The organism is Pseudoduganella sp. S-14 (genome assembly GCF_049913285.1).
In the GTDB taxonomy this organism is placed as follows: Bacteria; Pseudomonadota; Gammaproteobacteria; order Burkholderiales; family Burkholderiaceae_D; genus Rugamonas.
The window spans coordinates 4139346-4163195 of record NZ_CP183991.1; the positions used below are offsets into that span (position 1 = coordinate 4139346).

Here is a 23850-nt window from a genome sequence, read left to right on the forward strand (position 1 = left end):
TGTGCGACACTGGCGACAAGGAGGCAGCCAACGGATGACCGAACACGATCCCCGCCAGCATGACCGCCGCGAGAGCGACCGCGGGCAACGGCGCCGGGCCGGCGATGCGCCGCGCTACCTTGATCCGGGCGAGACCATCTTTACCTTGTGGGGGCGCGTGATCGTGGCGCGCTACAAGCGCTGGGCTGCCGCCGCTACGCGGCATATCATCCAGCGGCCTTTGCACATCGGGGTTTCGGCCCGCATCTACCATCCCGAACCTGGCGCCACGGGGCTGCGCAGCAAGAACCTGCAGTACCTCGAAGAGTCGGTGGCGCAGTGGGTGATGTCGCGCGACGTGCTGGTGTTCATGATTCCGACCGTGAATACCTCAGGCCTGCTGCATCCATCCAATATCCGCCTGCGCGATTATGCGAAACACCTCGATGGCCTGGTGCTGCAAGGCGGCGCCGACGTGTCGCCCCAGAGCTATGCCGAAGCGCCGACCAAGCCCGAATGGAGCGGCGACCGGGCGCGCGATATGTACGAGCTGGAACTGCTGCACGAGTTCGTCGAAGCAGGCAAGCCGGTGCTGGGCATCTGCCGCGGCTGCCAGCTGTTGAATGTTGCGTTCGGGGGCAGCCTTTACCAGGATATTGCGACCGACGTGCCGGACGCGCATGCCCACGTCTCCGATGACTACGACCGGCACCGCCATGAGATCACGTTTCCGCCCGGCTCTTCCCTGCCGGCGATGGTGCGGGGGCCGCAGCGCGCGCTGGTCAATTCCATCCACCACCAGGCGGTGAAGTCGCTCGGCAAGGACATGCAGGTGGAAGCGCTGTCCTACCCGGACAATATGATCGAAGCGATCCGCTACACGCGGGCGCCCTTCGTCATGGGGCTGCAATGGCACCCTGAATTCCACCGCGCCGGCGGCGTCGAGCTGCTCGATTGCACCGGCATCCTCGACGGCTTCCTGCGCGCCGCCCGCGAAACGCGCTTCTAGGGCGGGGCCGGCCGCTTACCGCCCGTCAGCGCTGGCAAGGCTTGCCTTCGTATTGCTTGCCAACGACCTTGTATTCGCTGCCGTTCCAGCGTTCGACGGGGAAGCAAAAGCCCGGACCGCCGATTTCCAGGTCGGGCCAGCCATCTTTGCCTCGCGCTCCCAGCACCAGCAAGATGCCGACGCCGCGCGACATCACCTTCCAGTTGCCGTCGGCTTGCTTGCTGACCAGGGTATAGCCAACGCCCGTGTCGCCAAAGCAGGCCGTGCTGCCTTCAGTGATGATGGCTTCGGGAAGTCCATCGCCATTCAGGTCCTGGACCTTGTCGATTGCGCCGGGAACATAGCTTCCGCTCGAGTCCTTGCAGGACTTCCAGTGCTTGCCGTGCTCCTTGAAGCCCGCTGCCTTGAAGGCGGCAGCCTCGTCGGCTGGCTTCAAGGCGCCACCCGCAGCCAGCGCAGCCTGGCATAAAACCATGCTTGTTATAGCGATAATTGCTTTCATATTGCACCTCTACGGGACAGGATACGCCTCCCTCCCGTCCAGGGCAACTTATGGCTGAGCCGCCAGCCAGTCCAGCAACGCCTTCTCTTGCGCCTTCGATGCCGCCACGGCAACTGTACGAGCTTCATCAGCAGGTTCCGCTTTAAGGAAGCGCGGCGCGTTGCAGGATCTGCCAACTCAGCGCCGCCAATCATTCCAAACATGTGAACCGCCTGTAGTGCCTGGTAATTTTTTGCCACGCATACCCGGCCATCAAATCCGTCGCGCAGGGATTGGCGGGCAAGCGCCGGACGAATTGGTGGGGGAACGATCCATCGACCGGATCGGGCATCGCGCAGCTGCATGCCCCGGCAGCCAGCGGCAAGGACGCCAGCACTGCCGCCAGCAAAAACCGCTCAAGCATCCGCGTAGAAGACCAGCGAGCTGCCCAGGGTCAGGGATTCTTCGATGTGGGAATGAAGGTCAACGAAAGGCTTCTGCTCCAGCATTTCGGTTTGCAAGATACTGAAGGCATCCATCGCCACTTCCTCAAAGCCGAACTTGCCGGCCTCGATGATCGCGGAATCCCAGAGCGCCTCCGCGCCTTCCTGCAGCAGGAACAGCATGCACTTATGCAGCGCATGCTCTTGCGGGTGCGCGTATTCATAGACCGGCTTGCCCTCGTAAATCCCTTCGAAGGTGTAAATCCCCAGGACGCTGTTATCGCTCATGAGCTATTCGAATTAACTGGAAGTGCCTGATTATACGATGGACTCAAGCCAAGCCAATCGCGGGAACAGAGCCCTGAAAAAGCTCAATTCCCTCTGAACTTCGCAATCGCCGCATCCACCACGCCCTCCACGCTGCCGGAGGAGTCGAATTCCGCCCGCAGGTAGTGGGCGTCGCTGCCCATATGCGTCACCTGCATCAGGTGGTTCAGCGCGGCGCTGCCGCCGAGGGCTTCGGCGTGCAAGTCCATGCGGCGCAGCGTGGTCAGGATGTCCTCGCGCAGCGACAGGCTTTCGTAAGTCTTCGGGTGCACCACCGTGCCATCGAGGCCGAAGCGGCAGGCCTGGAAGCGGTTGTAGTTGTAGACCAGGTAGTCATCCTCCTCCGGCGGCGCTTCCTTGCGCTCCAGCAGGTAGGAACACAATGCCTGCAGGTAGCAGGCCAGCGCCGCGGCGCGCTCCACCGTCAGCGGCGTGTCGCACACGCGCAGTTCGATGGTGCCGTACTCGGGCTTGGGGCGGATGTCCCAGTAGAAGTCCTTCATCGACTTGATCACGCCCGTATGCTCCATCTTCGAGAAAAAGCTGTGCTCGAACTCGTCCCACTTCAGGATGAACGGCGCGCGCCCGCTCATGGGGAAGGCGAACACGCTGTTCAGGCGTGCGGAATTGAACAGGGTGTCGTTCCCCTGCACATAGGGGGAGGAGGCCGACAGCGCGATGAAGTGCGGCACGTAGCGGCTCAAGGAATGCAGCAGGTACAGCGCATCGTCGCCGCTGGCGCAGCCGATATGCACGTGCTGTCCGAAGATCGTGAATTGCTTGGCCAGGTAGCCGTACAGCGCCGACACTTCCTTGAAGCGCGGCTTGGAGAATATCTTGCGCTCCGACCAGCGCTGGAACGGGTGCGTTCCGCCGCCGCAGATGCCGATGTTCAGCGTGTCGGCCGCCCGCACCAGCGTATCGCGCGTCTCGCGCAGCTGGGCCAGCAGCTCGCCGTGCTTGGTGTGCACGTCGCTGTTGATCTCGATCATGCTCTCGGTGATCTCCGGCGTGACGTGGCCGGGGAATGGCTTGCGCGCCAGCAGGTGCAGCAAGTCCGGGCTCGACGCGGTGAGGTCGAAGTCGGACAGGCTGACCAATTGCAGCTCCAATTCGACGCCCATCGTCAAAGGCTGCGACGATTTGAATTCTTCCAACGGCATCTCAGCCCTCCTCTTTGGCCGTTTCGCGCGCCCTGATCAGCGCACGCTGCGTGATGATCGGCCCCAGCACTTCCATGAACAGTGTCATGGCGGCCAGCGCCGCGAGTTCATCAACCAATACAATACCCATGTAGCGCGTCTGCTCCAGCAGCAGGATGGCGAACACCGACATCGGCGACAAGGCCACGCCGATCAGCGCGCCCTTGCGCCACGAAATGCCGGCGACGTGCGAGAGCAGCGCCACTGCAACGGTCTTGGTGGCAAAGCGTACCAGCAGCAGCAACAGTCCAAGAGAGGCACCAAACACCACCCGCTGCCAGTCCAGCGTGGACACGGCAAACACGAACAGCAGCACCGTCAGCAACTCGCCGATCGCGCCGAAGTTGCGCTGCGTGCGCGTGAAGGTCACGCGACGATGGCGCGCCATCAGGCCGAAGGTCAGCGTCGCCAATACCGGCGACAGGTCGGCCGCCTGGGTGATCGACACCAGCAGCACGACTACCATGGCAAAGGCCACGGTGCCGTCGCGCGCCAGCGTGCCGAGGCTGCGCAGCAGCGCAGGCACCAGCATGCCCGCCACCGCGCCCAGCACGGCCGACGCCAGCAATTCAATCACGCTGCGCGACACCGCTTGCGTCAGGCTGCCGGAAGTCTGGAACACCCAGAATCCAACGACAACCTTGAACACGAACAGCACAAGCACGCAGTTCATCGCCACCAGGTGCAGCAAGCGCTCCGTCACCTGGCCCGAGCTGCGTTCTTCATTGATCACGCGCAGCACACCGGCCGGCGAGGTGGACATCGCCAATGAAGCAAGCAGAAGCGCCGTCAACGGCGGCATGCCCTGCCAGTAGGCGATTGCAAACACAGCGCCGAACGTGAGCGCCGATTCTGCAAGGCCGCTGACGGCAATCCAGGGATTGACGCGCAGCCAGCGCAGATTGATGCGGTAACCAAATTCAAACAGGATGAGGCCGAAAGCGATATTGGCAAGCAGCGTTACCTGGCTGCTGCCGTCCGGCACGAGAAGATCGGGCATGGCCTGCGCAAGCAGGAAGCCCACCAGGCCGTACACACTGATGCGCGGCAGATTGGTCCAACGGTGAACAAACTCGCCTGCAAGCCATGCAAGCAGCATGGCGCAAGGCCATACGAGTTCGTCAGAGATGACTAACAAATCGGTCATAGACTTACCTCCGAGCCGTACTATATTGCAATTGTGAAAAACGTGTCACACGAATCTTGGTTACAATGCCACGTATGGACATGATCAGCGAACACGTTTGCCATGGTGGAGTGCAGCGCTTCTACCGGCATGAGTCGGGAACGATTGGCTTGCCGATGCGCTTCTCCATCTTCATTCCGCCGCAGGCAGCGCAGGGGCCTGTGCCCGCGCTGTTCTATCTCGCGGGGCTTACCTGCACTGAGGAGACCTTTGCCATCAAGGCCGGCGCGCAGCAGCACGCCGCACGCGAAGGCCTGGTCCTCATTGCACCGGACACCAGCCCGCGCGGCGCCGGCATCGAGGGCGAGTCGGCAAGCTGGGACTTCGGCGAAGGAGCAGGCTTCTATCTCGACGCAACGCAAGCGCCGTGGTCGCAGCATTACCGCATGGAGAGCTACATCCACGAGCTGCGCCAAATGGTGATCGATGAATTGCCGGTCGATGCGAAGCGCGTCGGCATCTTCGGCCATTCGATGGGCGGGCATGGCGCGTTGACGCTGGCCCTGCGCCGCCCGGACCTGTTCCGCAGCGTATCGGCTTTTGCGCCGATTGCAGCGCCGGTGCGCTGCCCGTGGGGACAGAAGGCTTTCGAAGGATACCTGGGGCCGGACAAGGAGACATGGCTGCAGCACGACGCCAGCGCGCTGATGGCGGTGCAGGACGAAGCCCCCTTCCCCGGCGGCATCCTGATCGACCAGGGCCTGGCCGACAAGTTCCTTGACGAGCAGTTATATCCGGGAGTGTTCGAGGATGCGTGCCGCGCCGCCGGGCAGCCTTTGGAGCTGCGCCGGCATGCGGGCTACGATCATGGCTACTACTTCATTTCGAGCTTCATAGCCGACCATGTGAAATTCCATAGCCGGCAGCTGAAAGAGCTTTAATGCGACATCACTTGGCGAGGACGCGGCGGATGGTTTCCGCCAGTTCTTCCGCGACAAACTTGGCCACATAAGCGTCTGCGCCGACACCCTTCACGTGGTCTTCGTTGGTCTTGCCGGACAGCGAGGAGTGGATCACCACCGGGATCTTGGAGAAGCGCGCATCCTGCTTCACCAGGCGGGTCAGCGTGAAGCCGTCCATCTCCGGCATTTCCAGGTCGGTCAGCACCAGCGCCACGCGATCTTCCACCGCAATGCCTTCCGCCTTGCAGCCCTCGGCGATGTGATTCAGCTTGTCCCAGGCTTCCTTGCCGGTCTTCATCATCACGAACGGCGCATGCATGGCTTCCAGGCCGCGCTCGATCAGGTTGCGCGCCACCACCGAATCGTCGGCCGCCAGGATGAAGGTGCCCGGCTTCAGCGGCAGGCGGCCCACCGCGGTTTCATCGATCTCCTTGCCATCGCTCGGGGTCAGGTTGCGCAGGATGGTCTCCACGTCCAGCACCTGCGCCAGGCGGGTGTTCTGCACGTCGCCATCGACGCGGGCGATGGACGTCACCATGCCGCCGCCGTGGCTGCCTTCGGCGCTCAACACCTGGCTCCAGTCCAGGCGCACGATCTCGTCCACCGATTCGACGGCGAAGGCCTGGGTGGTGCGCGCGAACTCGGTGACCAGCATGATGTTCAGGCCCGTCTTCGGCTTGACGCCGACGATGCCCGGCAAATCCATCACTGGAATAATCTGTCCGCGCAGGTTGACCACGCCCAGCATGTGCGGCTCCGAACCGGCAACGGCGGTCACGGTCGGCATCGCAACGATCTCGCGGATCTTGAACACGTTGATGCCGTACAGCTCGGAGTTGCCGCTGGTGCTATCGACGCCGAGGCGGAACAACAGCAGCTCGAACTTGTTGGAGTTTGTGAGGTTACTGCGCTCGTCAACTTCTTGTTGAACGGAATTCATCGATCGCTCCAATCTGCTTTAAATGGCATTCCCTTTGGTATGGAATGTTTCGGCAGTATACCGGCCCTTTTTAACAGCCGGGAGCGATGAGGGGCAGAAACAACAAAAAAAGGACGCGCGATGACGTCCTTTCAAGAATTCTGGAGCGGGAAAAGAGTCTCGAACTCTCGACCTCAACCTTGGCAAGGTTGCGCTCTACCAACTGAGCTATTCCCGCAGAGGAGGCGCTATTATGACAGTGGCTACCCCGAGTGACAAGTTCTTTTTCATTTGGCATGCCCCTATAATGTCCGAATGGATTCTATCGAGATAGTTTTGGCAATGCTGCTGGCCGTGATCGCCAGCGCCTACGTGAAGCGGATGCTGTCAGGCGGCATTCCCCTCCCCCTGGTACAGATCGCCCTTGGCGCCGGAATCGCCGCATGGTCCGGCCACGGCATCCAGCTTGACCCCGAGATGTTCTTCCTGCTGTTCATTCCGCCGCTGCTGTTCCTCGATGGCTGGCGCATTCCGAACACGGGCCTGTTCCGCGACCGCGTGGTGATCCTGGAGCTGGCCTTGGGCCTGGTGATCTTCACCGTCCTTGGCGCCGGCTACATGATCCACTGGATGATCCCCGCCATGCCGCTGCCGGTGGCATTTGCGCTGGCCGCCATCCTGTCGCCGACCGATCCGATTGCGGTCGGCTCGATTGCCTCGCGCGCGCCGATTCCCAAGCGGCTGATGCACATCCTGGAAGGCGAGGCCTTGCTGAACGATGCCAGCGGCCTGGTGTGCTTCCGCTTTGCCGTGGCAGCGGTGCTGACCGGCACCTTCTCCTTGACTACCGCTTCGCTGACCTTTGTCTGGCTCGCGGCGGCCGGCATCGCGACCGGCGTGGCCGTCACTGCAGCCATCGCCTGGCTGCAAGGCCGGCTCACCATGCGCTATGGCGAACCGGCCGGCTCGCCCATCCTGGTCAGCCTGCTGATTCCCTTTGGCGCCTACCTGGTTGCCGAGCGCCTGCACGCGTCGGGCATCCTGGCAGCCGTCGCTGCCGGCATCACCATGAGTTATGTGGAACTGGGCGGCCAGGCGCTGGCAGCAACACGCATCCAGCGCACCGCCGTATGGGACACGGTGCAGTTCACGCTGAACGGCGTCATGTTCGTGCTGCTCGGCGAGCAGTTGCCCGACATATTGCGCGGCGCCAGCGAATCGCTGGAACAGAGCGGCCATATCAATCCCTGGTGGCTGGTGCTGTACGCCTTCGCCATCAGCTTCGGCCTGATTGCGCTGCGCTTCGTGTGGGTATGGGCGACGCTGCGCGTAACCCTGTACCGCCGCAACCGCCGCGCCACCTCGGCGCAAGGCGGCAAGCCGCACTGGCGGTTGCTGCTGGCAACCGCGCTGGCCGGTGCGCGTGGTGCGATCACTCTGGCCGGCGTACTGACCTTGCCGCTATTCCTGCCGAACGGCGAGCCCTTCCCGGCGCGCGACCTGACCATCCTGTTGGCCAGTTCGGTGATCCTGATTTCCCTGCTGGCAGCCAGCATCGGCTTGCCGCGCCTGCTGGGCGGCATGCGCTTCCCGGAGGAGCCGGCCGAACGCCAGCAGGAGGACATGGCACGGCGCCAGGCCGCATCGGCAGCGATTGCCGCCATCGAGCGCGCGGAACTGGCGCTGGCCGACGCCCACCATCCGGACGTGCTGCCGCAAGCGGCGGCGCGCGTGATTGCACTCTACGAATACCGCCTGAACGTGGCCTGGTCGGCGGAAGACCAGAACAAGGAGCACTTCCGCAAACTGGACCGCGCCGAGCGCGAACTGCGCCTGGCGGCCATGGTGGCCGAGCGCCAGGCCATTTTCGACCTGGCGCGCCACCACCATATTTCCGACGAAACGGCGCGCAAGCTGGTGCGCGAAATTGACCTCGTCGAAGCACGCCATCAGAAAAAATGAACCGGCGCGCCACGCTATCACTCCTCGCCGCCTGGCTGCTATTCTGGGCCATGATGGTGGCGACCGCGGTGCAGGATTTCCTGCGCCACGACAGCGGCCCGCTGTGGCAGCCATTTCTCTGGGAGTCGTCGTCAATGGCGGTGGCCACGCTGCTGTTTACCGCACAGCGACTTGCCACGCGGCGCTTTGACAGCATGCTCGCCACGCCGGCGCGCTGGTTTGCGCGGCAAGCCTTGTGGCTGCCGGTCTGGTGGATCCTGTTCACGCCCCTGGCCTTCGGCATCCGTCACGCGGTGTATGCCACGGCCGGCATGACTTATGAACATGAGCCATGGGGCCAGACCTTTCTGTACGAGAACATCAAGATCTCGATCTTCGTCGTGATCTTTACGCTCATTGCCTTCGGCATGCTGTCCTTCCGCGCGGCCGAGCAAGCGAATGCCCAATTGCGCTCGGCGCAACTGCACCAGCTCACCCAGCAGATGCAGCCGCATTTCCTGTTCAATGCGCTGAACACGATTTCTTCCCTGATGCACAGCGATGTCGAACGCGCCGACGCAACGCTGGTGCAATTGGCCGACGTACTGCGCGCAACGCTGGATGTCAGCGGCCAGCAGCAGGCGCCTTTGTCGACCGAGTTGCGCCTGCTGCGTGGCTATGCACGCCTGATGGAAGAACGCTTCATTGACCGCGTACAGATCGCATGGGATATCGACGCGGCCTGCGGCGGGTGCCTGGTACCGGTGATGAGCATGCAGCCCTTGCTGGAGAACGTGTTCAAGCACACGGTCGAAAGGCGGCGCGGCGTAACGAAAATCGCCATCAGCGCAAAACGTGATGGCGACAGCCTCGTGCTCGCAGTCTGCGACGATGCCGGGATGCTTGCCTCCCACGCCGCGAGCAGCGCTTCAGGCGGCGCAGGCATCGGCGTGAGCAACCTGCGCGAGCGGCTGCAGGCACTGTATGGCGAGCGGGCGGGCCTGCGGCTGGTGCAGCGCGACCCGGCCGGCGTGCGCGCGGAAATGAGACTGCCATGCGTATCCTGATCGTCGACGACGAACGGCCGGCGCGCGACAAGCTACGCCGCATGCTGGCGCATGAGTCGGACATAACAGCCATCGAAGAAGCACGCGATGGGGTGGAGGCGCTAGAAAAAGTCGAGACCTTCGCACCCGACGCCATCTTCCTGGACGTGCAAATGCCTGAGGTAAGCGGGCTGGAGGTGGCCGCCTCCCTGCCCCATCCAGCGCCGCTGGTGGTCTTCGCTACGGCATTTGACGAATATGCCGTCCCTGCCTTCGACGCCAACGCCATCGATTACCTGCTGAAGCCCTTCGACGCCGCGCGCCTGCAGCGCGCCATGCAGCGCCTGCGTGAACGCGTTGCCAGCCGCGCCGCGCAAGGCGAGAACGCGCCCGGCGCCGTCGGCCTGCCGCTGCGGCAACTGCTGGTCAACGAGCGCGGCGGCACGCGCGTGGTGCCGGTCGCTGACATCCAGTGGCTCGAAACCGCCGACAACTACGTCGTGCTCCACACAGCGCAAGGTGCACCGCTGCTGCGCCAGACCCTGACCGACCTGCTGGACAGCCTGGGCAGCCAATTTGTACGCTGCCACCGCCGCGCCGCCGTGCGCCTGGCCCTGGTCGACAAAGTCGACCTGCAAGGGCAACTGGTGCTGCGTAACGGTACCCTCGTCCCCCTCGGCCGCAACTTCAAGGCTGCCATCCTGGACGCCCTCGCCCATCGGTAATTCCGATAACAGGCATCGTAAAATCCCGTTTCCGTTTCGCGCAGTGCGCCCGCGACAATGTCCCTGTCCACAACCAAGGAGGAATTCAATGGAACGGGTATTGATCGCCGGCGGCAGCTCCGGCATGGGCCTGGCGCTTGCCGAGCGCCTGCTGCGCGAGGACTGCGCAGTGACGATAATGGGCCGCACCGAGGCAAAGCTGGCCATGGCACGAGAAAAACTGAAGCACTCGCCGCAGCTGGCCACCATTGCTGCAGACATCACCCAGGAAGACCAGGTCGCCGCCCTGTTCGCACAATGCGGCCATCTTGACCACATCGTCTGCACCGCCGCTGACATCGGCGGCGCCTACCGGCTCTTGCCGGACATCGACGTCGCGGTGATGCGCAAGGCCATGGACTCCAAACTGCTGGGCCCGCTCCTGTTGGCCAAGCATGGCGCCCCGATGCTGCCCGCTTCCGGCAGCATCACCTTCACCACCGGCATCGCCTACTGCCGCCCAGCGGCACGCGGCTCGGTCGTCGCCGCGATCAATGGCGGCCTCAATTCGCTGGCCTATGCCCTGGCGGTTGAACTTGCTCCGATCCGCGTCAACGCAGTCTCACCCGGCTGGGTCGATTCACCAATCTGGGACTTTGTCGCTGGCGATGCCAAAGCCGGCATGCTCGAAGGAATGGCCAGCAAATTACCGGTTGGCCGCATCGGCCACGTCGACGACATCGCCGACGCCATCTGTTTCCTCATGCGAAACCGCTTCACTACCGGCAGCGTGCTGCACGTCGATGGCGGACACCGGCTCGTGTAGCCCAACAGCCCGTAGCCGAAGCGCATCCAGGAGCTGGCGCAAGGCAAATGGCAATTGTCCTGGCCGCCAGCTCATATGGATGCCGATGCGCGCTGCGCCGCCCTCCCAAGGCAGGGCGACAAGCCCGACACCTTGCCCCGCGACGACCAGGCGCGGCATCAACGCGCAACCGAAGCCGGCACGGACCATATGCACGATCGCGCCCAGGCTGCCATATTCACCGGCCACCTGAGGCACCTGGCAACCCGAAGCGGAAAAAGCGCTGTCAAACATGCTGCGGTAGACGCATCCTTGCGCCGTCACGAGAAAGCGTTCGCGCGCAACGTCCTGCGGCCCGACGCTGGCGAGACTGCCAAGCGCGTGGCCCGCAGGCACCAGCAGGACCAGTTCGTCCGAACCAACGCATTCACTATGCAGGCCGCTGTCGGGCGGCGGCTGGGTAAAGGAAAAGCTCAAGTCCAGCGAACCTTCCCGCATCGCATCGCGCAGCGCCCCGGTTCCGGCCACCTGCAAATCGAGTTGCAGTGCCGGATGCCTGCCCTGGAATTCTGCAAGGATCGGCGCCAGCCAATGCGCGCACAAGGTTTCCAGCGCGCCGACCGCGAGCCTGCCCCGCACCTCCACGCTGCCAAGCACAGCGGCCCGGGCATCAACCGCCAGCGCCAGCATGGCCCCGGCATACTTCACCAGTGTCGCACCGGCATCGGTCAGTGCCAGCTTGCGCTGCGAGCGCTCGAACAAAGCCACGCCCAAGTCCGCCTCCAGCATCTGGATCTGCTCTGTCACGCTGGACTGCGCAAGATGCACCTTCCGCCCCGCCTTGGTGAAACTGAGGGTGGAAGCGACGGCCAGGAAAGTTCGTAAATGTTTGAGCTGCATGCCGCGCATTATCGCCGAAATTTCGCTTAAAAATCCCCTGAACTTTTGGTAGCCCTGCCTGTCCAACGCGGACTAACCAGGGAGACCATCATGACAACAACACTGCTGACAACCTTGCTGCACATTTCCGATTTGCACATCGGAAGCCTTGATCCAAGCACAGGCGATGCAACGATCAGTCCTACCGTCCAAATTGGACTGGACAATTTCCCCCTCTTCGATGGTCTATTGGGACATCACGCCGTTGGCTTGCGTGCGCTTGCCGAATTCGTCGCCGATCTGCGCAGCAGGGACGAACAGTTCCAGATCCTGGTCACTGGTGACCTTAGCCGAAACGGAGATGCAGATGAACTCGCACTAGCGCGTCGCTTCTTTGAAAGCGAAATCGACCTTATCCCACCCAATGGTGATTACGTAGGCCTGAACGCCGCCGGAAAAATCATCGCCATCGCCGGCAACCACGATCACTGGGCAGGACTGCCGGTGCCCATTGGCGCGCCCCCCACCAATTTTTACCACTACTTCATCCGCTCGTTGCCGGCAACACGCAGCTTCCCGCTGGGGAAGCACGGGCATGAGTTAACCCTGATCGAACTTGATTCGGATGCGGACGTGCGCCCCAATTCGATACAGCGCGCCTGGGCGAGGGGAAGTTTCTGCTCGCAAAGAACGAGAGATCCGCGCACTGGTCATACATCATGCCAGGACATGCGCCAGCTTCAGCCTGGCCATGTCCAGCGCTACGATGCAGGCGCTGGATCGCTTTCTGCAACAGCATCAGATTACAGTCATCTTATGTGGTCACACGCATAAGGCCTCCGTACGGCGCCATTATGCCGGCGCCAGGGAGTGTTGGGAATGCGGCGCGGGCTCAACGACACAATTTGATGTCGTTCCCCGCAAGTGGCGGCTCAGGCTGCGCAAACCAAACGCCATCAGCCCGCAGCCAAATGCATTAATGCTCCATCGTATTTTCGACAAGGATGGCAGGCTCGAGTGGACGACGACCACTTACCAGCGTTCAGCAAGGGGCTTTACTGCCACTCGTTCCCCGCGCGAGTTCGCCTTGCAATAGCGGCGAGCCATGTGCGATGTCACGTTGGTTGGCGCACCAGCGCTTCACCAATGCATCCTTCGTGATGAGTCCTGCTGGGCGCGCGGCTTCCGGCAACTTGAAGAAGGTGTTCGCGCCCAAATAATAGTATCCGCTAACCAGGAGCGGCGACGCCTGCAGCATGCAAATAATACTGCGCGCCAACGCGGGCACGAGCTCCAGCTCAAGATCAAGCGTACCCGCAATGGTCCCGCTTAGCAGCTCGGGTTTGATAGCTACGCTCTTGCCCTTTTGCTTGACGACGATATCAGCGTCCGAGCTCTTGCGAGCCACCGCCGCGTCACCGGCGCGGCGCAGGGAGCGATTGAACAGCAATTCCATTTCGCGCAAGGCCTCGAACACCATTCCAGGTGACAGGCCGTATTTCAGCAAACGCTCGCTGGCGGGGTCGCCACTGCGGCAGGAAGCATGATGCTCACGCAAGTGCTGCACCAGGTCCGAGGCCGGCTTACCTGCGGCCATCAGCGCGAGCTCCCACTGGCCCGTCCCGGAAGGGGGACGCATTTCATCCAGCTTCTCGAGTAGCGCCCCCCAGCCATCGGCAATCACTTGCTGTTCGCCTTCGAGGATGGCAGCCATGGAAGGATGGAGTTCATCCGATTCGACGTCCGCCAATTCGTCACCGCTCAGCACAGTGTAGACGCTTGCCAGCCATTCGGGATGGGCGGCCAATGCGGCGCATTCGCCAGCGTCAAGTAGCAGGTCTTGCTGCTCAAGAGCCAGGCGAACTTCCTGCGCGTGCGTGCGCAAGCGCTCCAAGGCCTCGCTGTGATCAAATGCGCTGAGCGCTTCCCTGAGTATGTCGAGTTCCGGCATGATATTTCTCTCCTGTCGAACCGGCCGCTCTGTGCCTCGAATCGAGTTGAGCAGGGCTTGCGCAAAGCGCGCCTTGGCCTGGTTCACCTGTTCAGTTGGTAGTCCGAGTTCGGCAGCCACAAAGCGCGGCGACTGGTCCATCACCCAAACCCGGTAAGCGATATCGGCATCGGCCGCTTGCGGTCTTGCCTCCATCAATTGCAACGCGACACGGCTGACCGTAGCGGCCAGCTGTGCGCGCATGCGATAGCGCGTGAGACGGTGTTTCTCCGCGAGTTCGCGCTCGCCTGGCGCATAGTCCGACAGGAAATCGGCCAGCAAAGCCTGTTCCGCCTCGGGCAAATGCGAGATGGCCTCCTTGAGCTGCGCAGTCTGCTGTTTCAACTCGGCCGCCTCGAGCGGCAAAGGGTCGGCGGCTGCCAGGTCGAGGCATTCCTCGATGTCGACGGCGCGCGAGCGCAGCCGGTGCAGTTTCAATTGCCGACGGCGGCCAAAGCGGCAAAAGGCGGTGGCGAGGTAGGGGGCGAATTCGCCCTTGGCCGCGTCAAAGCGGCTATTGAGCGCTTCCCATTCAAGGAAGAAGTCGTGGATCAGGTCGCGGGCGTCGTGCGGCTGGATGTAATATCCATCGCGCACCAGCTTGCTCAGCACGCGCCACAGCAGCGGCTCATACTCGAGGAAATTCCTGTGGGACGGCAACGCACTCATCACAACTCCAATCGGGGCACTCAATACAGTCATATTGCACGGCGCCAGCCAACTGGTTGAAATCTGCGTCAATAAATTCGTTCGCCCCTGCCCAATGCCGTTCGCCACCTATTGCTGGCCTGCTAAGACCGGTCTCCCTAAGCTGGGGCCATGTCCAACCCTGCTTGCCAAACCATCATGCAAAACCAACGCCTGTATTTCCTCGACTGGCTGCGCATCGGCGCATTCTTCCTGCTCGTGCTGTACCACACCGGCATGTATTACGTGACCTGGGACTGGCACGTCAAAACGCCCCACCCCAGCGATGCTATCGAGCCGCTGATGCTGCTGTCCTCGCCTTGGCGCATGTGCCTGCTGTTCCTGATTGGCGGGGCGGCAGCCGCCTTCCTGCTCGATAAGCTCGGCGGAAAAGGACTGGTCAAGGAACGCAGCAAGCGCCTGCTGATTCCGCTTATCTTCGGCATGTTCTTCATCGTCCCGCCACAATCCTACTTCGAAGTAGTGTCTGACGTCGCCTACCAGGGCAGCTATTTCGACTTCATGCAACTCTACGTCCGCGCCTACCACGGCTTCTGCGACCACAACGGCTGCCTCGACCTGCCGACCTGGAACCACCTCTGGTTCCTGCCCTACCTGTGGATCTACACCTTGCTGCTGGCTGCCATCGGCAGCCGCCGCGTGCAAGCGATGGGCAACTGGCTGCTGCACCACCTGCAAGGCTGGAAACTGTTTGTGCTGCCGGTCGCATTCCTCGCGGCAGGCCGCATCCTGCTCCTGCCGCACTGGCCGCATACCCACAACCTGACCTCCGACTGGCATAACCACGCCATGAGCCTGCCCTTTTTCCTGCTCGGCGCGGCCATGGCACGCCAGGCCGAATTCTGGCGGCGCCTGGAAAACGCCCGCTTCGCCGCGCTGGGCTTTTTCCTCGCCAGCTGGGCTTCCCTCATTTTCTTCTACGCGACGGGAGACGCCTACAAGGACTGGCTGCCAATGGCGCGCACCGTGTACGCGTTCTGCCAGTGGAGCGGGATCGTTGCCGTCTGCGGCTTCGGCCACCGCCACCTGAACTTCGACAGTGCCAAGCGCCGCTACCTGACGCAGGCCGTGTTCCCGGTCTACATCCTGCACCAGACCCTGATCGTCTGTCTGGCCATGGGCCTGCGCGCAGCCGGCCTGGCGCCGGTGACCGAAGGTGCACTGATCGTGGTGCTGACCCTCGCCATCAGTGTTGGGGTCTTTGAAGTGGTGCGCCATGCGCCGCTTCTGCGGCCACTATTCGGGATCGGAGGAATTATGCCAGCAACGCCTCAATCATTTGTCAGCAGTGCGGCGGCGGCATACAAAGAACGGTGATGACTTGGCTTTGAATCGCGAGCTGCGAACGGCGCGAACACCTGGGGACTATTTGCCGCTCGCGTTGCTCGAAGACGAGAGCGGCGAAGTCTTGATCGTGCATGACGAAATCCGGGCCGCCTAATCAATGTTTCGCTGGCAAATCAGTTCAAGACCTTGCGTGACCGCTTTGCGCGGTACATCTCGGCGTCGGCAATCGCGAGGGCCTCCTCCAGGTCAATGCCGGGTTTGCGCATCGCCATGCCGATTGAGGCCCGCACGTCGTAGCCTGCCAGCGTTTCCTGTACCCGGAGCAGCATGGCCTGGGCATCGAAGTAATCGCACTCGACCATCAGCATGGCGAACTCATCGCCGCCCATGCGTGCCACCACGTCGGAACCACGCGTAACTTCTTTTAGTGCCTTGCTGCAACGAATCAGCAGGGCATCGCCGGAAGCATAGCCCTGGGTATCGTTATAGAATTTAAGGTCGTCCAGGTCGATCGAGACCACGCAGGCCGGGTGGCCATAGCGGTGGCAGCGCTCTTCTTCGCGCACCATCAGCATGTCCCAGCCGCGGCGGTTGTACAGGCCGGTCAGCTCGTCGCGTGTGATGTCCACGTCCATGCGCTCAGCCTTGCGCGCAGTCTCGGCGTTGGCCAGTTCGGCTTCCAGCAAGCCGCCCAGCAACTCGCCCATCAGCACGACCATGTCCTTGTCTTCGCGGATGCGTTCCGGTTGCGGCTCTGGATCGATGGCGCATAAGGTGCCGAACAGGGTGCCGTCGGCGCGCCGCAGCGGCACGCCGACGTAGGCGCCCACCGTGATCTTGTCGGTAATCGGGGCTTGCGCATAGGCCGGTTCGCTTGTCACGTCGGGCGCGATGTGCGGGCCCTGTCCTTCGACCATGCGCGAGCACAAGGTTTCGGCCCAACTGTAGACCTGGCCGGCCTTCACGCCATAGCCATGGTCATCGGCAAACAGCACGATCCAATCTTTCCCGTCGGTACGAGTGACCATCCACAATTTGAAGCCCAGGCGCTGCCGAAGGAACTGCATGGTGGCCTTGGAAGCGGCCGCAAAATCGTTCATCATTGCTTGCCTCATCAATAGCTGGTGCCGGCTCGGAGTCGAAATGTCATTATGCACCGGTCGGAGTAGACTTGACAGCGCTAATTTACCTGGAGACCGCCACGATGACACGCCTGACCGCCAAAGACTTTGACCCCGAAGTACTGAAGCTGTTCGACAACTACGTTCATGGCCAGTTGAGCCGCCGTGAGTTCATTGCCGCTGCCGGCGCTGGCCTGCTGGCATCCCTGTCGCCGAGTTTTGCCGCCCCGCTGGTGCCGGCCGACGACAAGCGCCTCAAGTCCGGCTACGCTGAATATCCCTCGCCGCAGGGCTACGGCAAGCTGCGCGGCTACCTGGTGCAGCCGGCCGCTTCCAAGGCCAAGCTGCCTGCCGTGCTGGTCGTGCACGAGAACCGCGGCCTGAATCCGCATATCGAGGACATCACGCGCCGCCTGGCGCTCGACGGCTTCCTGGCCTTTGCGCCGGACGCCCTGTTCCCGCTGGGCGGCTATCCCGGCGATGAAGACAAGGCGCGCGAACTGTTCGCGAAGCTGGACCAGGCCAAGACCCGCGCCGACTTCCTCGCTGCCGTGCAGGCCTTGAAGGCGCATCCGGCGGCAAATGGCAAGGTTGGCGTGGTGGGCTTCTGCTACGGCGGCGGCATGGCCAACTACCTCGCCACCATGGTGCCGGACCTGGCGGCAGCCGTCCCGTTCTACGGCTCCCAGCCACCGGCCGCCGATGTGCCGAAGATCAAGGCGCCCTTGCTGGTCCACGATGCCGGCAACGATGCGCGCATCCTGGCCGGCTGGCCGGGCTACGAGGCCGCGCTGAAGGCTGCCGGCGCCCGCTACGAGCACTTCGTCTACCCTGGCGTCGAGCATGGCTTCAACAACGACACCACGCCGCGCTACGATGAAGCGGCCGCCAAGCTGGCCTGGCGGCGCACGGTGGACTTCCTGCAGCAGAACGTCGCTACTTCGTAAACACCAGCGTGTGGGCCGCAGGGCCTGGCAGCAGCGGCGTGGCCTTGCCGGCCACCCAGTCCGTGTGCCCGGCCAGGAAGAACGGCGACAAAGGATGGCCGCTCTGGCCGCCCGGCATATTGAACAGACCCTGCTCCTCGTGACCCGGGGAGACCGTCATGCGCTCGGACTGGCCGAAAGCGGGACCCGCCACGCGCGGCATATTGCTGTCGCCCGGCAGTTGGTCGGGCGGCACGCTGAGCCACTTCTTCAGCATCGGCACCGCGCCTGCAATCGGGTGCGCAATCGTGGCCGTGTTGCGCGCGCCCCAGGTGGCCGAAGCCAGCGGCTTGCCGCCGGTGGTCAGGTGCTCGATGGCGCGGTCCAGCGCCGCCAGTTGCAGGGCCTTCCAGTCGGCATGGCCTTGCGGCAGCCAGCCGCCGGGCTGTTCATCCAGCAAGCGCCCGATGACCACCGGCCAGCGGCTGGAGGCGGCGCGCATACTGGCGTCCTTGTTCAATTTGGCCAGCTCGATGTTGGCGCCGCCGTACAGCAGTTCGTAGAGGGACCACATGAAGGCTCGGCTGGCACGGTAAGCCACCGAATCGACGCTGGCGTGGCCATTCCAGTTGTCCTTCAACAGGCGCGCCAGCTCCGCGCGCTGCGGCTTGCCCTTCACCGCTTCCGGATCCAGCACCGCCAGCGCACGGTCGCGCCATTGGGAAATGAACAGTGCGCGGTCATCCAGCATCACGCCGTAGACGCCCTTCTCGTCGGTCTTGTCACCCAGGGCTGCCAGCGCGTCGCGCGCCTGCCTGGCGCGGGCGCCCATGTCGAAACCGCCGTCGCCCAGCTTTACCGCGTCGGCGCCCAGCAACTGGCGGCTGTTCGCCGTCACCAACTGGCCGCCGGGCGGATTGCGTACCGAAGGATAAGCCGCCGCCGGCAGCAAGCCTTGCCAGCCGCGCGTGCTGCCGTTGGCCGACAGCGGATAGCTGGCGTCGGCCGGCGTGGCGGGCCGCTGCGGCAGCGGCCCGACGATGGTCCAGCCAATATTGCCGTCGCTGTCGCCTGCCACCAGGTTCTGCGCCGGCATGCCGACTTTCGGCGCTAGCGCCAGCGCTTCGGCCACATTGTCCACTTCCTCCATATGGCGGATCGCCAGGTTGACGGCCTTCACGTCGTGCGCTACCCAGTGCACGGCATACTCGCGGCCGCCGCTTTGCATGATGGGGCCCAGTGAAGTTTCGCGCACCTTGAGGGTGACGGCCGGCCGGCCTTTGACCAGGATGGTCTCGGCATGCTCCATCGGCGTTTCCCAACCGCCGGGGAGTTTCGCCTGGCCGGGACGGTCCTTGGCCACCCCCACTTCCACCAGGTCGACATAATCGCCATAGCTGTTGGTGAAGCCCCAGGCCACATTGCCATTGCTGCCCGCCACGACGGCCGGTACGCCCGGAATGCTGACGCCGACGATGCGGCGCGTGCTGCCGTGCTGGCCCGGCACGTGCAGCAACAGGCGGTACCAGGTGTTGGCCAGCTTGATCCCCAGGTGCATGTCGTCGGACACGATGGCGCCGCCATTGGCGCTGCGCTTGCCAGACACCGCCCAGTTATTGCTGCCGACGCCGTCGACGAATGCGGCGGCGGCCAGGGTGGCCGGCTCCCTGGCCACGCCCTTGCCCCACCAGTCCGGCGCGCGGGGCGGGATCGGCGCATCCGGTGGCGGCGGGCTGGCGGCATCCAGCGGTGCATCCCACTGCGTGCTGGCCGGTAGCAGGAAGGCCAGTTGCTCGGTGCTGGCGTGCTCTTTCAGCCAGCCGCGCGCGAATTCGCGGCCAATACCCGTCACTTGCAGGTCGATATACATAGCCCAGGCCACCAGGAAGGAATCTTCCAGCGCCCAGGCACGCGGGCCGACGCCGACCAGGCCGTATTCAAAGGGGCGATTGCCAAGCGCATTCAAGCCATCGTTGACGCCTGCGGTATAGCGCTCCAGCAGCTGGCGATCCGCCGCCGGCATGAGTTCGATCGCCTGCGCGGCGCGGGCACGGAAGCGGTGCAGGCGGTTGATACGGTCTGTCTCAAGGGCCTTCTCGCCAAACAGTTCGGACAGCTCGCCGGCCGGCATGCGGCGCAGCAGGTCCATCTGGAAGAAGCGGTCCTGCGCATGCACGAAGCCGGTGGCATAGGCCACGTCGTTCCGGTCGCCGCCGGAGATGGAAGGAACGCCCCTGTCGTCGCGGGTAACTGTCACGTTGCCCGACAAGCCGGCGACAGTGCGCCTGCCATCGAGCTGGGCCAGGCTGCCGCGCAAGAAGAACCACAAGCCCAGCACGGCCACCAGCAACAACACCAATACTGCGAGGACCAGACGTTTCAGCCATAACTTCGCCATCGGCAACCCCATTGTTATTCTGTTGCCTTAAATCTTGCCAGAAATCCAAATGGAACGGCAGGGAAAATGTTTAACCGTGCTGGAGCGTCTCCGAGGAAGGCTTCGATAAGCTTGCGGCGTTTGCGGCCGAGGAGTTTGACGTTCCAATCGCCCTGATCTCCCTGCGCGATAGCGAACGCCAGTGGTTCAAGGCGGCCATCGGCCCGGGCGCAGCGGCCACGCCATCATGCGCGCCGAAACCATGGTGTTGGACGACGCCCTGCTCGACCCGCGCTTTGCCGACAACCCGCTGGTGACCGGGCCGCCCGCGCCCGCTGGACGCCTTCGCCGCGCTGTGGGGCACCTAGGTTCCGGTCGGAGCGTGGCCATCGCCGCCATGCATCAGGGCATGGTAGCGGAACGCCTCGCGGATATTGTCGCGCAAGGCCTGGTCGTCCCAGGGCTTGGTGTAGAAACGGTAGATCTCGCCGCGGTTGATGGCGCCCAGCACCGATTCCAGTTCGGCATAGCCGGACAGGATGATGCGCACCGTGCCCGGATAGAGCTTGCGCACCCGGCTCAGAAATTCGGTGCCGTTCATGTCCGGCATGCGCTGGTCGCTGACCACCACCTGCACTTCGTGCGTGGCCAGCATGGAAAACGCTTCCTGCGCATTGTGCGCTGCCAGGATCTGGTAGCCGTCGCGGCGCAAGAGGCGCATCAGGGACGACAACACGTTCGGTTCATCATCGAGCAGCAGCAAGGTGCCCTTGCGCTGGTCCGCCGGGCGCAGCGCCGGCTGGCGCGATTGCTCCTGCTTCAGCAAGGCGGCAAAGGCTTCCGGCATGATCGGCTGGCTGAGGTGGAAGCCCTGCGCTTCGTCGCAGTTGTAGCGTTGCAGGTAGGCCAGTTGCCCTTCCGTCTCCACCCCTTCGGCAATGATGCGGAAGTCCAGGCTGTGGCCCAGCGAAATGACCGAGCGTACGATGGCTGCCACCGTGGGGTCGCCCAGCATGTCGCGCACGAAGGACTGGTCGATCTTCAGGTAATCGATGGGGAACAGCTTGAGGTAAGCCAGGCTGGAATAGCCGGTGCCGAAATCGTCGATCGATATGCCGACGCCGACTTTCTTCAGGCGCTGCACCGTCACCACCGCCTCGTCGGCGTTTTGCATCATCATGCTCTCGGTCAGCTCCAGCTCGAGGTATTGCGCCTGCAGGCCCGTGCTGCGCAAGGCTTCCACCACCTCGTCGGCCAGGTTCTTGTCGCGGAATTGGCGCGCCGAGACATTGACCGCCACCCGCAGCGGCCGCAGGCCGGCATCCTGCCAGGCCTTGTTCTGGGCACAGGCCGTATGGATCACCCAGCGTCCCAGCGCCACGATCAGGCCCGTCTCTTCCGCCACGCCGATGAAGCGGCCCGGCGGAATCAGGCCCATGGTCGGATGGCGCCAGCGCAGCAGCGCCTCGACGCCGGAGATCTCGCCGCTGGCCACGCTCATCTTCGGCTGGTAGACCAGGAACATCTCGCCGCGCGCCAGGGCGCCGCGCAATTCGTTTTCGATGGCGGCCCGTTCCACGATGCGCGCGTGCATGGCCGGCTCATAGAACTGCACCTGGTTGCGGCCACTTTCCTTGGCGCGGTACATGGCGATGTCGGCATAGCGCATCAGCAGCTGCGGATCGCTGCTGTCGCCCGGGTAGAGCGAGACCCCCATGCTGCAGGTCACCGTACGCTCCTGCCCTGCCAGCTGCAACGGCGCCGAGATGCTGTCGAGGATCTTGTGCAGCACGGCTTGCGACGGCGTTGCCTCATGCCCGTCCAGCAGCACCAGCACGAACTCGTCGCCGCCCATGCGCGCCACCGTGTCGGTGTCGCGCACGCAGCCGCGCAGGCGGGCCGCCACGGTGCGCAGCAATTCATCGCCGGCATCGTGGCCCAGGTTGTCGTTGACCAGCTTGAAATTGTCCAGGTCGAGGAAAGCCACCCACACCGTATGGCCGTAGCGCTGCGCATAGCTGATCGCCTGCACCAGCCGGTCGCCGCACAGGTTGCGGTTGGGCAGGCCGGTCAGCGCGTCGTGGCTGGCCTGGTGCTCGAGCTGGGCCTGGTAGTCCATGGTCGAGGTCATGTCGGTCAGCACGCAGACACGGTGCGTGCGCTGGCCCTCGCTGCCACCGACCGGCGCCACGTGCAACTGGGCCCACCAACTGCGGCCGTCCCGATGGCGCCCGCGCAGCATGAGCTGGACGTCGCTTTGTCCATGCACGGCTTCGTGCAAGGCGGTGCGGGCAGCGGCATCGTCGTCGCTGGCCAGCAGCTCCTCCAGGCTGCGGCCGACCAGTTCGCCGGCCACGTGGCCGGTCAGCTCGGCCAGCGCCCGGTTGGCATAGTTAATGGTGTCGCTGCCGTCGTGGATGGCGGTGATGGCAATGGCGTTGACGCTCGATTCCAGCGCGCGGTTATGCAGCTGCAGCATCAGCTCCACCTGCTTGCGCTCGGAGACATCCTCGATGGTGCCAAGCAGGCCGATGGTGCGGCCGGCCTGGTCGTGCAGCGGCAGCTTGTTGATCAGGAACCAGTGCACGCTGCCGTCGGCGAACAGCAGGTGGTCTTCGCGGTTCAGGTGCGGCACGCCGCTGCGGATGATCTTCGCGTCGTCGGCGCGGATGCGCTCCGCGTTGTGCGACCAGGGGAAGTCGAAATCGCTCTTGCCGACCACCTCCTCCTGCGAGGACAGGCCGGCCGCGCGCAGGAACACATCGTTGCAGCCCCGGTAGCGCAGGTCCAGGTCCTTCCAGAAGATCTGGTGCGGAATGTGGTCGACCACCAGCTGCGTCATCTCCTGCGATGCGTGCAGGGCTTTTTCGATGCGCAGGCGCTGCGTCACGTCGTGAGCGAAGACGAAACGCGCCTTGTGCCCCGCCATCAGCAAAGGGTGCGAGGAAATCTCTACCTGAATCAGGCGGCCGTCCTTGCAGCGGTGGGTCCAGGTACCGGTCTGGTGCGCCCCGGCCTGCGACGACGTTGCCAGTTCGTCGCGCAGGCGTGCCAGTTCGTGATCGGGGCGGATATCCTCGATCGTCATCTCCAGGAATTCTTCTTCGCTGTAGCCGTAGACTGCCGCGGCCGCGCGATTGACCACCAGGAAGCGCAGGCTGCTGACGTCATACACCCACATCGGGTGCGGATGGTGGTCGAACAGGCGCTTGAAGCGCAGCCGAGAGCCATAGGAATCTGCCTCGGGCAGCGGCGTGACGATGCAGCGGAAGCATTCTGGCTGGTCGCCATGGCCGGCATAGTATTCCAGCGCCAGCGAGACCGGCGTACCGTCGCCATCGCCTTCGCATAGGGCCAGTTCGCCCCGCCAGACGCCGCGCTGCGTGGCCTCGGGAATCGCGTCGTCGCGCAGTTCGGCGGCAGCCCAACTGCGGAACAGGCCGAATGCCTTGTCCCCGACGCCGAGTTCCTGCGCCAGCCGTCGCACATGGGCGTTCGCGGCAAGCACAGTGCCATCGGCATCCATCATGAAAGCCAAGTTGGGGCTGTGTTCATACACCGCAATGAATGCATCCAGCCTGGTCCTTCCCGGCGCAGCGAGAGAAGCCCTATCCATGC

19 protein-coding genes and 1 tRNA gene are annotated in these 23850 nt (G+C 63.5%); 9 read left to right on the forward strand and 11 right to left on the reverse strand.

All coding sequences use genetic code 11. The annotated features are described in order from the left end of the window. The first annotated feature begins 34 nt into the window (after positions 1-34). Positions 35-988, forward strand: coding sequence for a gamma-glutamyl-gamma-aminobutyrate hydrolase family protein (locus ACN9MZ_RS18840; protein WP_426338484.1), 954 nt, complete (start codon positions 35-37; stop codon positions 986-988). A gap of 25 nt (positions 989-1013) precedes the next feature. On the opposite strand, the gene ACN9MZ_RS18845 is transcribed toward ACN9MZ_RS18840, so the two are convergent. From ACN9MZ_RS18845 to ACN9MZ_RS18860, 4 genes are all read right to left on the reverse strand, one after another. Next, a complete protein-coding gene (locus ACN9MZ_RS18845; RefSeq protein WP_426338485.1) occupies positions 1014-1490 on the reverse strand; it encodes a hypothetical protein in 477 nt (158 codons plus the stop codon). 395 nt (positions 1491-1885) lie between these two features. Next, positions 1886-2200 carry a hypothetical protein gene (locus tag ACN9MZ_RS18850; RefSeq protein ID WP_426338486.1) on the reverse strand — a complete coding sequence of 105 codons (315 nt, stop codon included), beginning with the start codon at positions 2198-2200 and terminating at the stop codon, positions 1886-1888. A gap of 83 nt (positions 2201-2283) precedes the next feature. Next, a complete protein-coding gene (locus ACN9MZ_RS18855; protein ID WP_426338487.1) occupies positions 2284-3402 on the reverse strand; it encodes a YbdK family carboxylate-amine ligase in 1119 nt (372 codons plus the stop codon). A 1-nt stretch (position 3403) separates the two neighbouring features. Continuing rightward, entirely contained in the window at positions 3404-4588 is a 1185-nt protein-coding gene (locus ACN9MZ_RS18860) for a cation:proton antiporter (RefSeq protein WP_426338488.1), read from the reverse strand. Positions 4589-4662: 74 nt separating this feature from the next. Here ACN9MZ_RS18860 and fghA point away from each other — a divergent pair, with 74 nt between their 5' ends. Continuing rightward, complete coding sequence (gene fghA / locus ACN9MZ_RS18865; RefSeq protein ID WP_426338489.1) at positions 4663-5508, forward strand: S-formylglutathione hydrolase; 846 nt, start codon at positions 4663-4665, stop codon at positions 5506-5508. 7 nt (positions 5509-5515) lie between these two features. Here the strand turns inward: fghA and ACN9MZ_RS18870 are convergent, their stop codons facing one another. After that, positions 5516-6469 carry a chemotaxis protein gene (locus tag ACN9MZ_RS18870; protein WP_426338490.1) on the reverse strand — a complete coding sequence of 318 codons (954 nt, stop codon included), beginning with the start codon at positions 6467-6469 and terminating at the stop codon, positions 5516-5518. Between the two features lie 141 nt (positions 6470-6610). Then, positions 6611-6686 (reverse strand) — tRNA-Gly (locus ACN9MZ_RS18875). 77 nt (positions 6687-6763) lie between these two features. Here ACN9MZ_RS18875 and ACN9MZ_RS18880 point away from each other — a divergent pair. From ACN9MZ_RS18880 to ACN9MZ_RS18895, 4 genes are all read left to right on the forward strand, one after another. Next, a complete protein-coding gene (locus tag ACN9MZ_RS18880; protein ID WP_426338491.1) occupies positions 6764-8410 on the forward strand; it encodes a Na+/H+ antiporter in 1647 nt (548 codons plus the stop codon). Next, positions 8407-9456 carry a sensor histidine kinase gene (locus tag ACN9MZ_RS18885; protein ID WP_426338492.1) on the forward strand — a complete coding sequence of 350 codons (1050 nt, stop codon included), beginning with the start codon at positions 8407-8409 and terminating at the stop codon, positions 9454-9456. The genes ACN9MZ_RS18880 and ACN9MZ_RS18885 overlap by 4 nt, the downstream gene beginning before the upstream one ends. Continuing rightward, the gene (locus tag ACN9MZ_RS18890; RefSeq protein WP_426338493.1) at positions 9444-10160 is read left to right on the forward strand and encodes a LytR/AlgR family response regulator transcription factor; all 717 of its coding nucleotides are present in this window, start codon (positions 9444-9446) and stop codon (positions 10158-10160) included. The genes ACN9MZ_RS18885 and ACN9MZ_RS18890 overlap by 13 nt, the downstream gene beginning before the upstream one ends. A gap of 88 nt (positions 10161-10248) precedes the next feature. Continuing rightward, on the forward strand, positions 10249-10965 hold the full coding sequence (locus tag ACN9MZ_RS18895; RefSeq protein ID WP_426338494.1) for an SDR family oxidoreductase: 717 nt from the start codon (positions 10249-10251) through the stop codon (positions 10963-10965). Here the strand turns inward: ACN9MZ_RS18895 and ACN9MZ_RS18900 are convergent. Continuing rightward, complete coding sequence (locus tag ACN9MZ_RS18900; RefSeq protein ID WP_426338495.1) at positions 10846-11844, reverse strand: LysR family transcriptional regulator; 999 nt, start codon at positions 11842-11844, stop codon at positions 10846-10848. The two genes, ACN9MZ_RS18895 and ACN9MZ_RS18900, sit on opposite strands and share 120 nt — an antisense overlap. Before the next feature lie 90 nt (positions 11845-11934). Here ACN9MZ_RS18900 and ACN9MZ_RS18905 point away from each other — a divergent pair, with 90 nt between their 5' ends. Beyond that, on the forward strand, positions 11935-12657 hold the full coding sequence (locus ACN9MZ_RS18905) for a metallophosphoesterase (protein ID WP_426338496.1): 723 nt from the start codon (positions 11935-11937) through the stop codon (positions 12655-12657). Between the two features lie 208 nt (positions 12658-12865). Here the strand turns inward: ACN9MZ_RS18905 and ACN9MZ_RS18910 are convergent, their stop codons facing one another. Further along, positions 12866-14482 carry a sigma-70 family RNA polymerase sigma factor gene (locus tag ACN9MZ_RS18910; RefSeq protein ID WP_426338497.1) on the reverse strand — a complete coding sequence of 539 codons (1617 nt, stop codon included), beginning with the start codon at positions 14480-14482 and terminating at the stop codon, positions 12866-12868. 177 nt (positions 14483-14659) lie between these two features. Here ACN9MZ_RS18910 and ACN9MZ_RS18915 point away from each other — a divergent pair, with 177 nt between their 5' ends. Beyond that, complete coding sequence (locus ACN9MZ_RS18915) at positions 14660-15838, forward strand: acyltransferase family protein (protein ID WP_426338498.1); 1179 nt, start codon at positions 14660-14662, stop codon at positions 15836-15838. A gap of 143 nt (positions 15839-15981) precedes the next feature. On the opposite strand, the gene ACN9MZ_RS18920 is transcribed toward ACN9MZ_RS18915, so the two are convergent. Further along, the gene (locus ACN9MZ_RS18920) at positions 15982-16911 is read right to left on the reverse strand and encodes a sensor domain-containing diguanylate cyclase (protein ID WP_426338499.1); all 930 of its coding nucleotides are present in this window, start codon (positions 16909-16911) and stop codon (positions 15982-15984) included. 101 nt (positions 16912-17012) lie between these two features. On the opposite strand from ACN9MZ_RS18920, the gene ACN9MZ_RS18925 reads away from it, so the two are divergent. Continuing rightward, complete coding sequence (locus ACN9MZ_RS18925) at positions 17013-17876, forward strand: dienelactone hydrolase family protein (protein WP_426338500.1); 864 nt, start codon at positions 17013-17015, stop codon at positions 17874-17876. On the opposite strand, the gene ACN9MZ_RS18930 is transcribed toward ACN9MZ_RS18925, so the two are convergent. Both ACN9MZ_RS18930 and ACN9MZ_RS18935 read right to left on the reverse strand, forming a co-directional pair. After that, positions 17866-20253, reverse strand: coding sequence for a penicillin acylase family protein (locus tag ACN9MZ_RS18930; RefSeq protein WP_426338501.1), 2388 nt, complete (start codon positions 20251-20253; stop codon positions 17866-17868). The two genes, ACN9MZ_RS18925 and ACN9MZ_RS18930, sit on opposite strands and share 11 nt — an antisense overlap. A gap of 343 nt (positions 20254-20596) precedes the next feature. After that, positions 20597-23848 carry an EAL domain-containing protein gene (locus ACN9MZ_RS18935; protein ID WP_426338502.1) on the reverse strand — a complete coding sequence of 1084 codons (3252 nt, stop codon included), beginning with the start codon at positions 23846-23848 and terminating at the stop codon, positions 20597-20599. Positions 23849-23850: the final 2 nt, after the last annotated feature.

What these genes read in the sequence shown, in the direction of transcription:
- ACN9MZ_RS18890 (WP_426338493.1), top strand. Translation starts at nt 9,444, where the DNA reads ATGCGTATCCTGATCGTCGACGACGAACGGCCGGCGCGCGACAAGCTA.
- ACN9MZ_RS18840 (WP_426338484.1), top strand. Translation starts at nt 35, where the DNA reads ATGACCGAACACGATCCCCGCCAGCATGACCGCCGCGAGAGCGACCGC.
- fghA (WP_426338489.1), top strand. Translation starts at nt 4,663, where the DNA reads ATGGACATGATCAGCGAACACGTTTGCCATGGTGGAGTGCAGCGCTTC.
- ACN9MZ_RS18880 (WP_426338491.1), top strand. Translation starts at nt 6,764, where the DNA reads ATGGATTCTATCGAGATAGTTTTGGCAATGCTGCTGGCCGTGATCGCC.
- ACN9MZ_RS18930 (WP_426338501.1), bottom strand. Translation starts at nt 20,253, where the DNA reads ATGGCGAAGTTATGGCTGAAACGTCTGGTCCTCGCAGTATTGGTGTTG.
- ACN9MZ_RS18905 (WP_426338496.1), top strand. Translation starts at nt 11,935, where the DNA reads ATGACAACAACACTGCTGACAACCTTGCTGCACATTTCCGATTTGCAC.
- ACN9MZ_RS18925 (WP_426338500.1), top strand. Translation starts at nt 17,013, where the DNA reads ATGACACGCCTGACCGCCAAAGACTTTGACCCCGAAGTACTGAAGCTG.
- ACN9MZ_RS18900 (WP_426338495.1), bottom strand. Translation starts at nt 11,844, where the DNA reads ATGCAGCTCAAACATTTACGAACTTTCCTGGCCGTCGCTTCCACCCTC.
- ACN9MZ_RS18920 (WP_426338499.1), bottom strand. Translation starts at nt 16,911, where the DNA reads ATGATGAACGATTTTGCGGCCGCTTCCAAGGCCACCATGCAGTTCCTT.
- ACN9MZ_RS18915 (WP_426338498.1), top strand. Translation starts at nt 14,660, where the DNA reads ATGCAAAACCAACGCCTGTATTTCCTCGACTGGCTGCGCATCGGCGCA.
- ACN9MZ_RS18935 (WP_426338502.1), bottom strand. Translation starts at nt 23,848, where the DNA reads ATGGATAGGGCTTCTCTCGCTGCGCCGGGAAGGACCAGGCTGGATGCA.
- ACN9MZ_RS18870 (WP_426338490.1), bottom strand. Translation starts at nt 6,469, where the DNA reads ATGAATTCCGTTCAACAAGAAGTTGACGAGCGCAGTAACCTCACAAAC.
- ACN9MZ_RS18885 (WP_426338492.1), top strand. Translation starts at nt 8,407, where the DNA reads ATGAACCGGCGCGCCACGCTATCACTCCTCGCCGCCTGGCTGCTATTC.
- ACN9MZ_RS18845 (WP_426338485.1), bottom strand. Translation starts at nt 1,490, where the DNA reads ATGAAAGCAATTATCGCTATAACAAGCATGGTTTTATGCCAGGCTGCG.
- ACN9MZ_RS18855 (WP_426338487.1), bottom strand. Translation starts at nt 3,402, where the DNA reads ATGCCGTTGGAAGAATTCAAATCGTCGCAGCCTTTGACGATGGGCGTC.
- ACN9MZ_RS18895 (WP_426338494.1), top strand. Translation starts at nt 10,249, where the DNA reads ATGGAACGGGTATTGATCGCCGGCGGCAGCTCCGGCATGGGCCTGGCG.
- ACN9MZ_RS18860 (WP_426338488.1), bottom strand. Translation starts at nt 4,588, where the DNA reads ATGACCGATTTGTTAGTCATCTCTGACGAACTCGTATGGCCTTGCGCC.
- ACN9MZ_RS18850 (WP_426338486.1), bottom strand. Translation starts at nt 2,200, where the DNA reads ATGAGCGATAACAGCGTCCTGGGGATTTACACCTTCGAAGGGATTTAC.
- ACN9MZ_RS18910 (WP_426338497.1), bottom strand. Translation starts at nt 14,482, where the DNA reads ATGAGTGCGTTGCCGTCCCACAGGAATTTCCTCGAGTATGAGCCGCTG.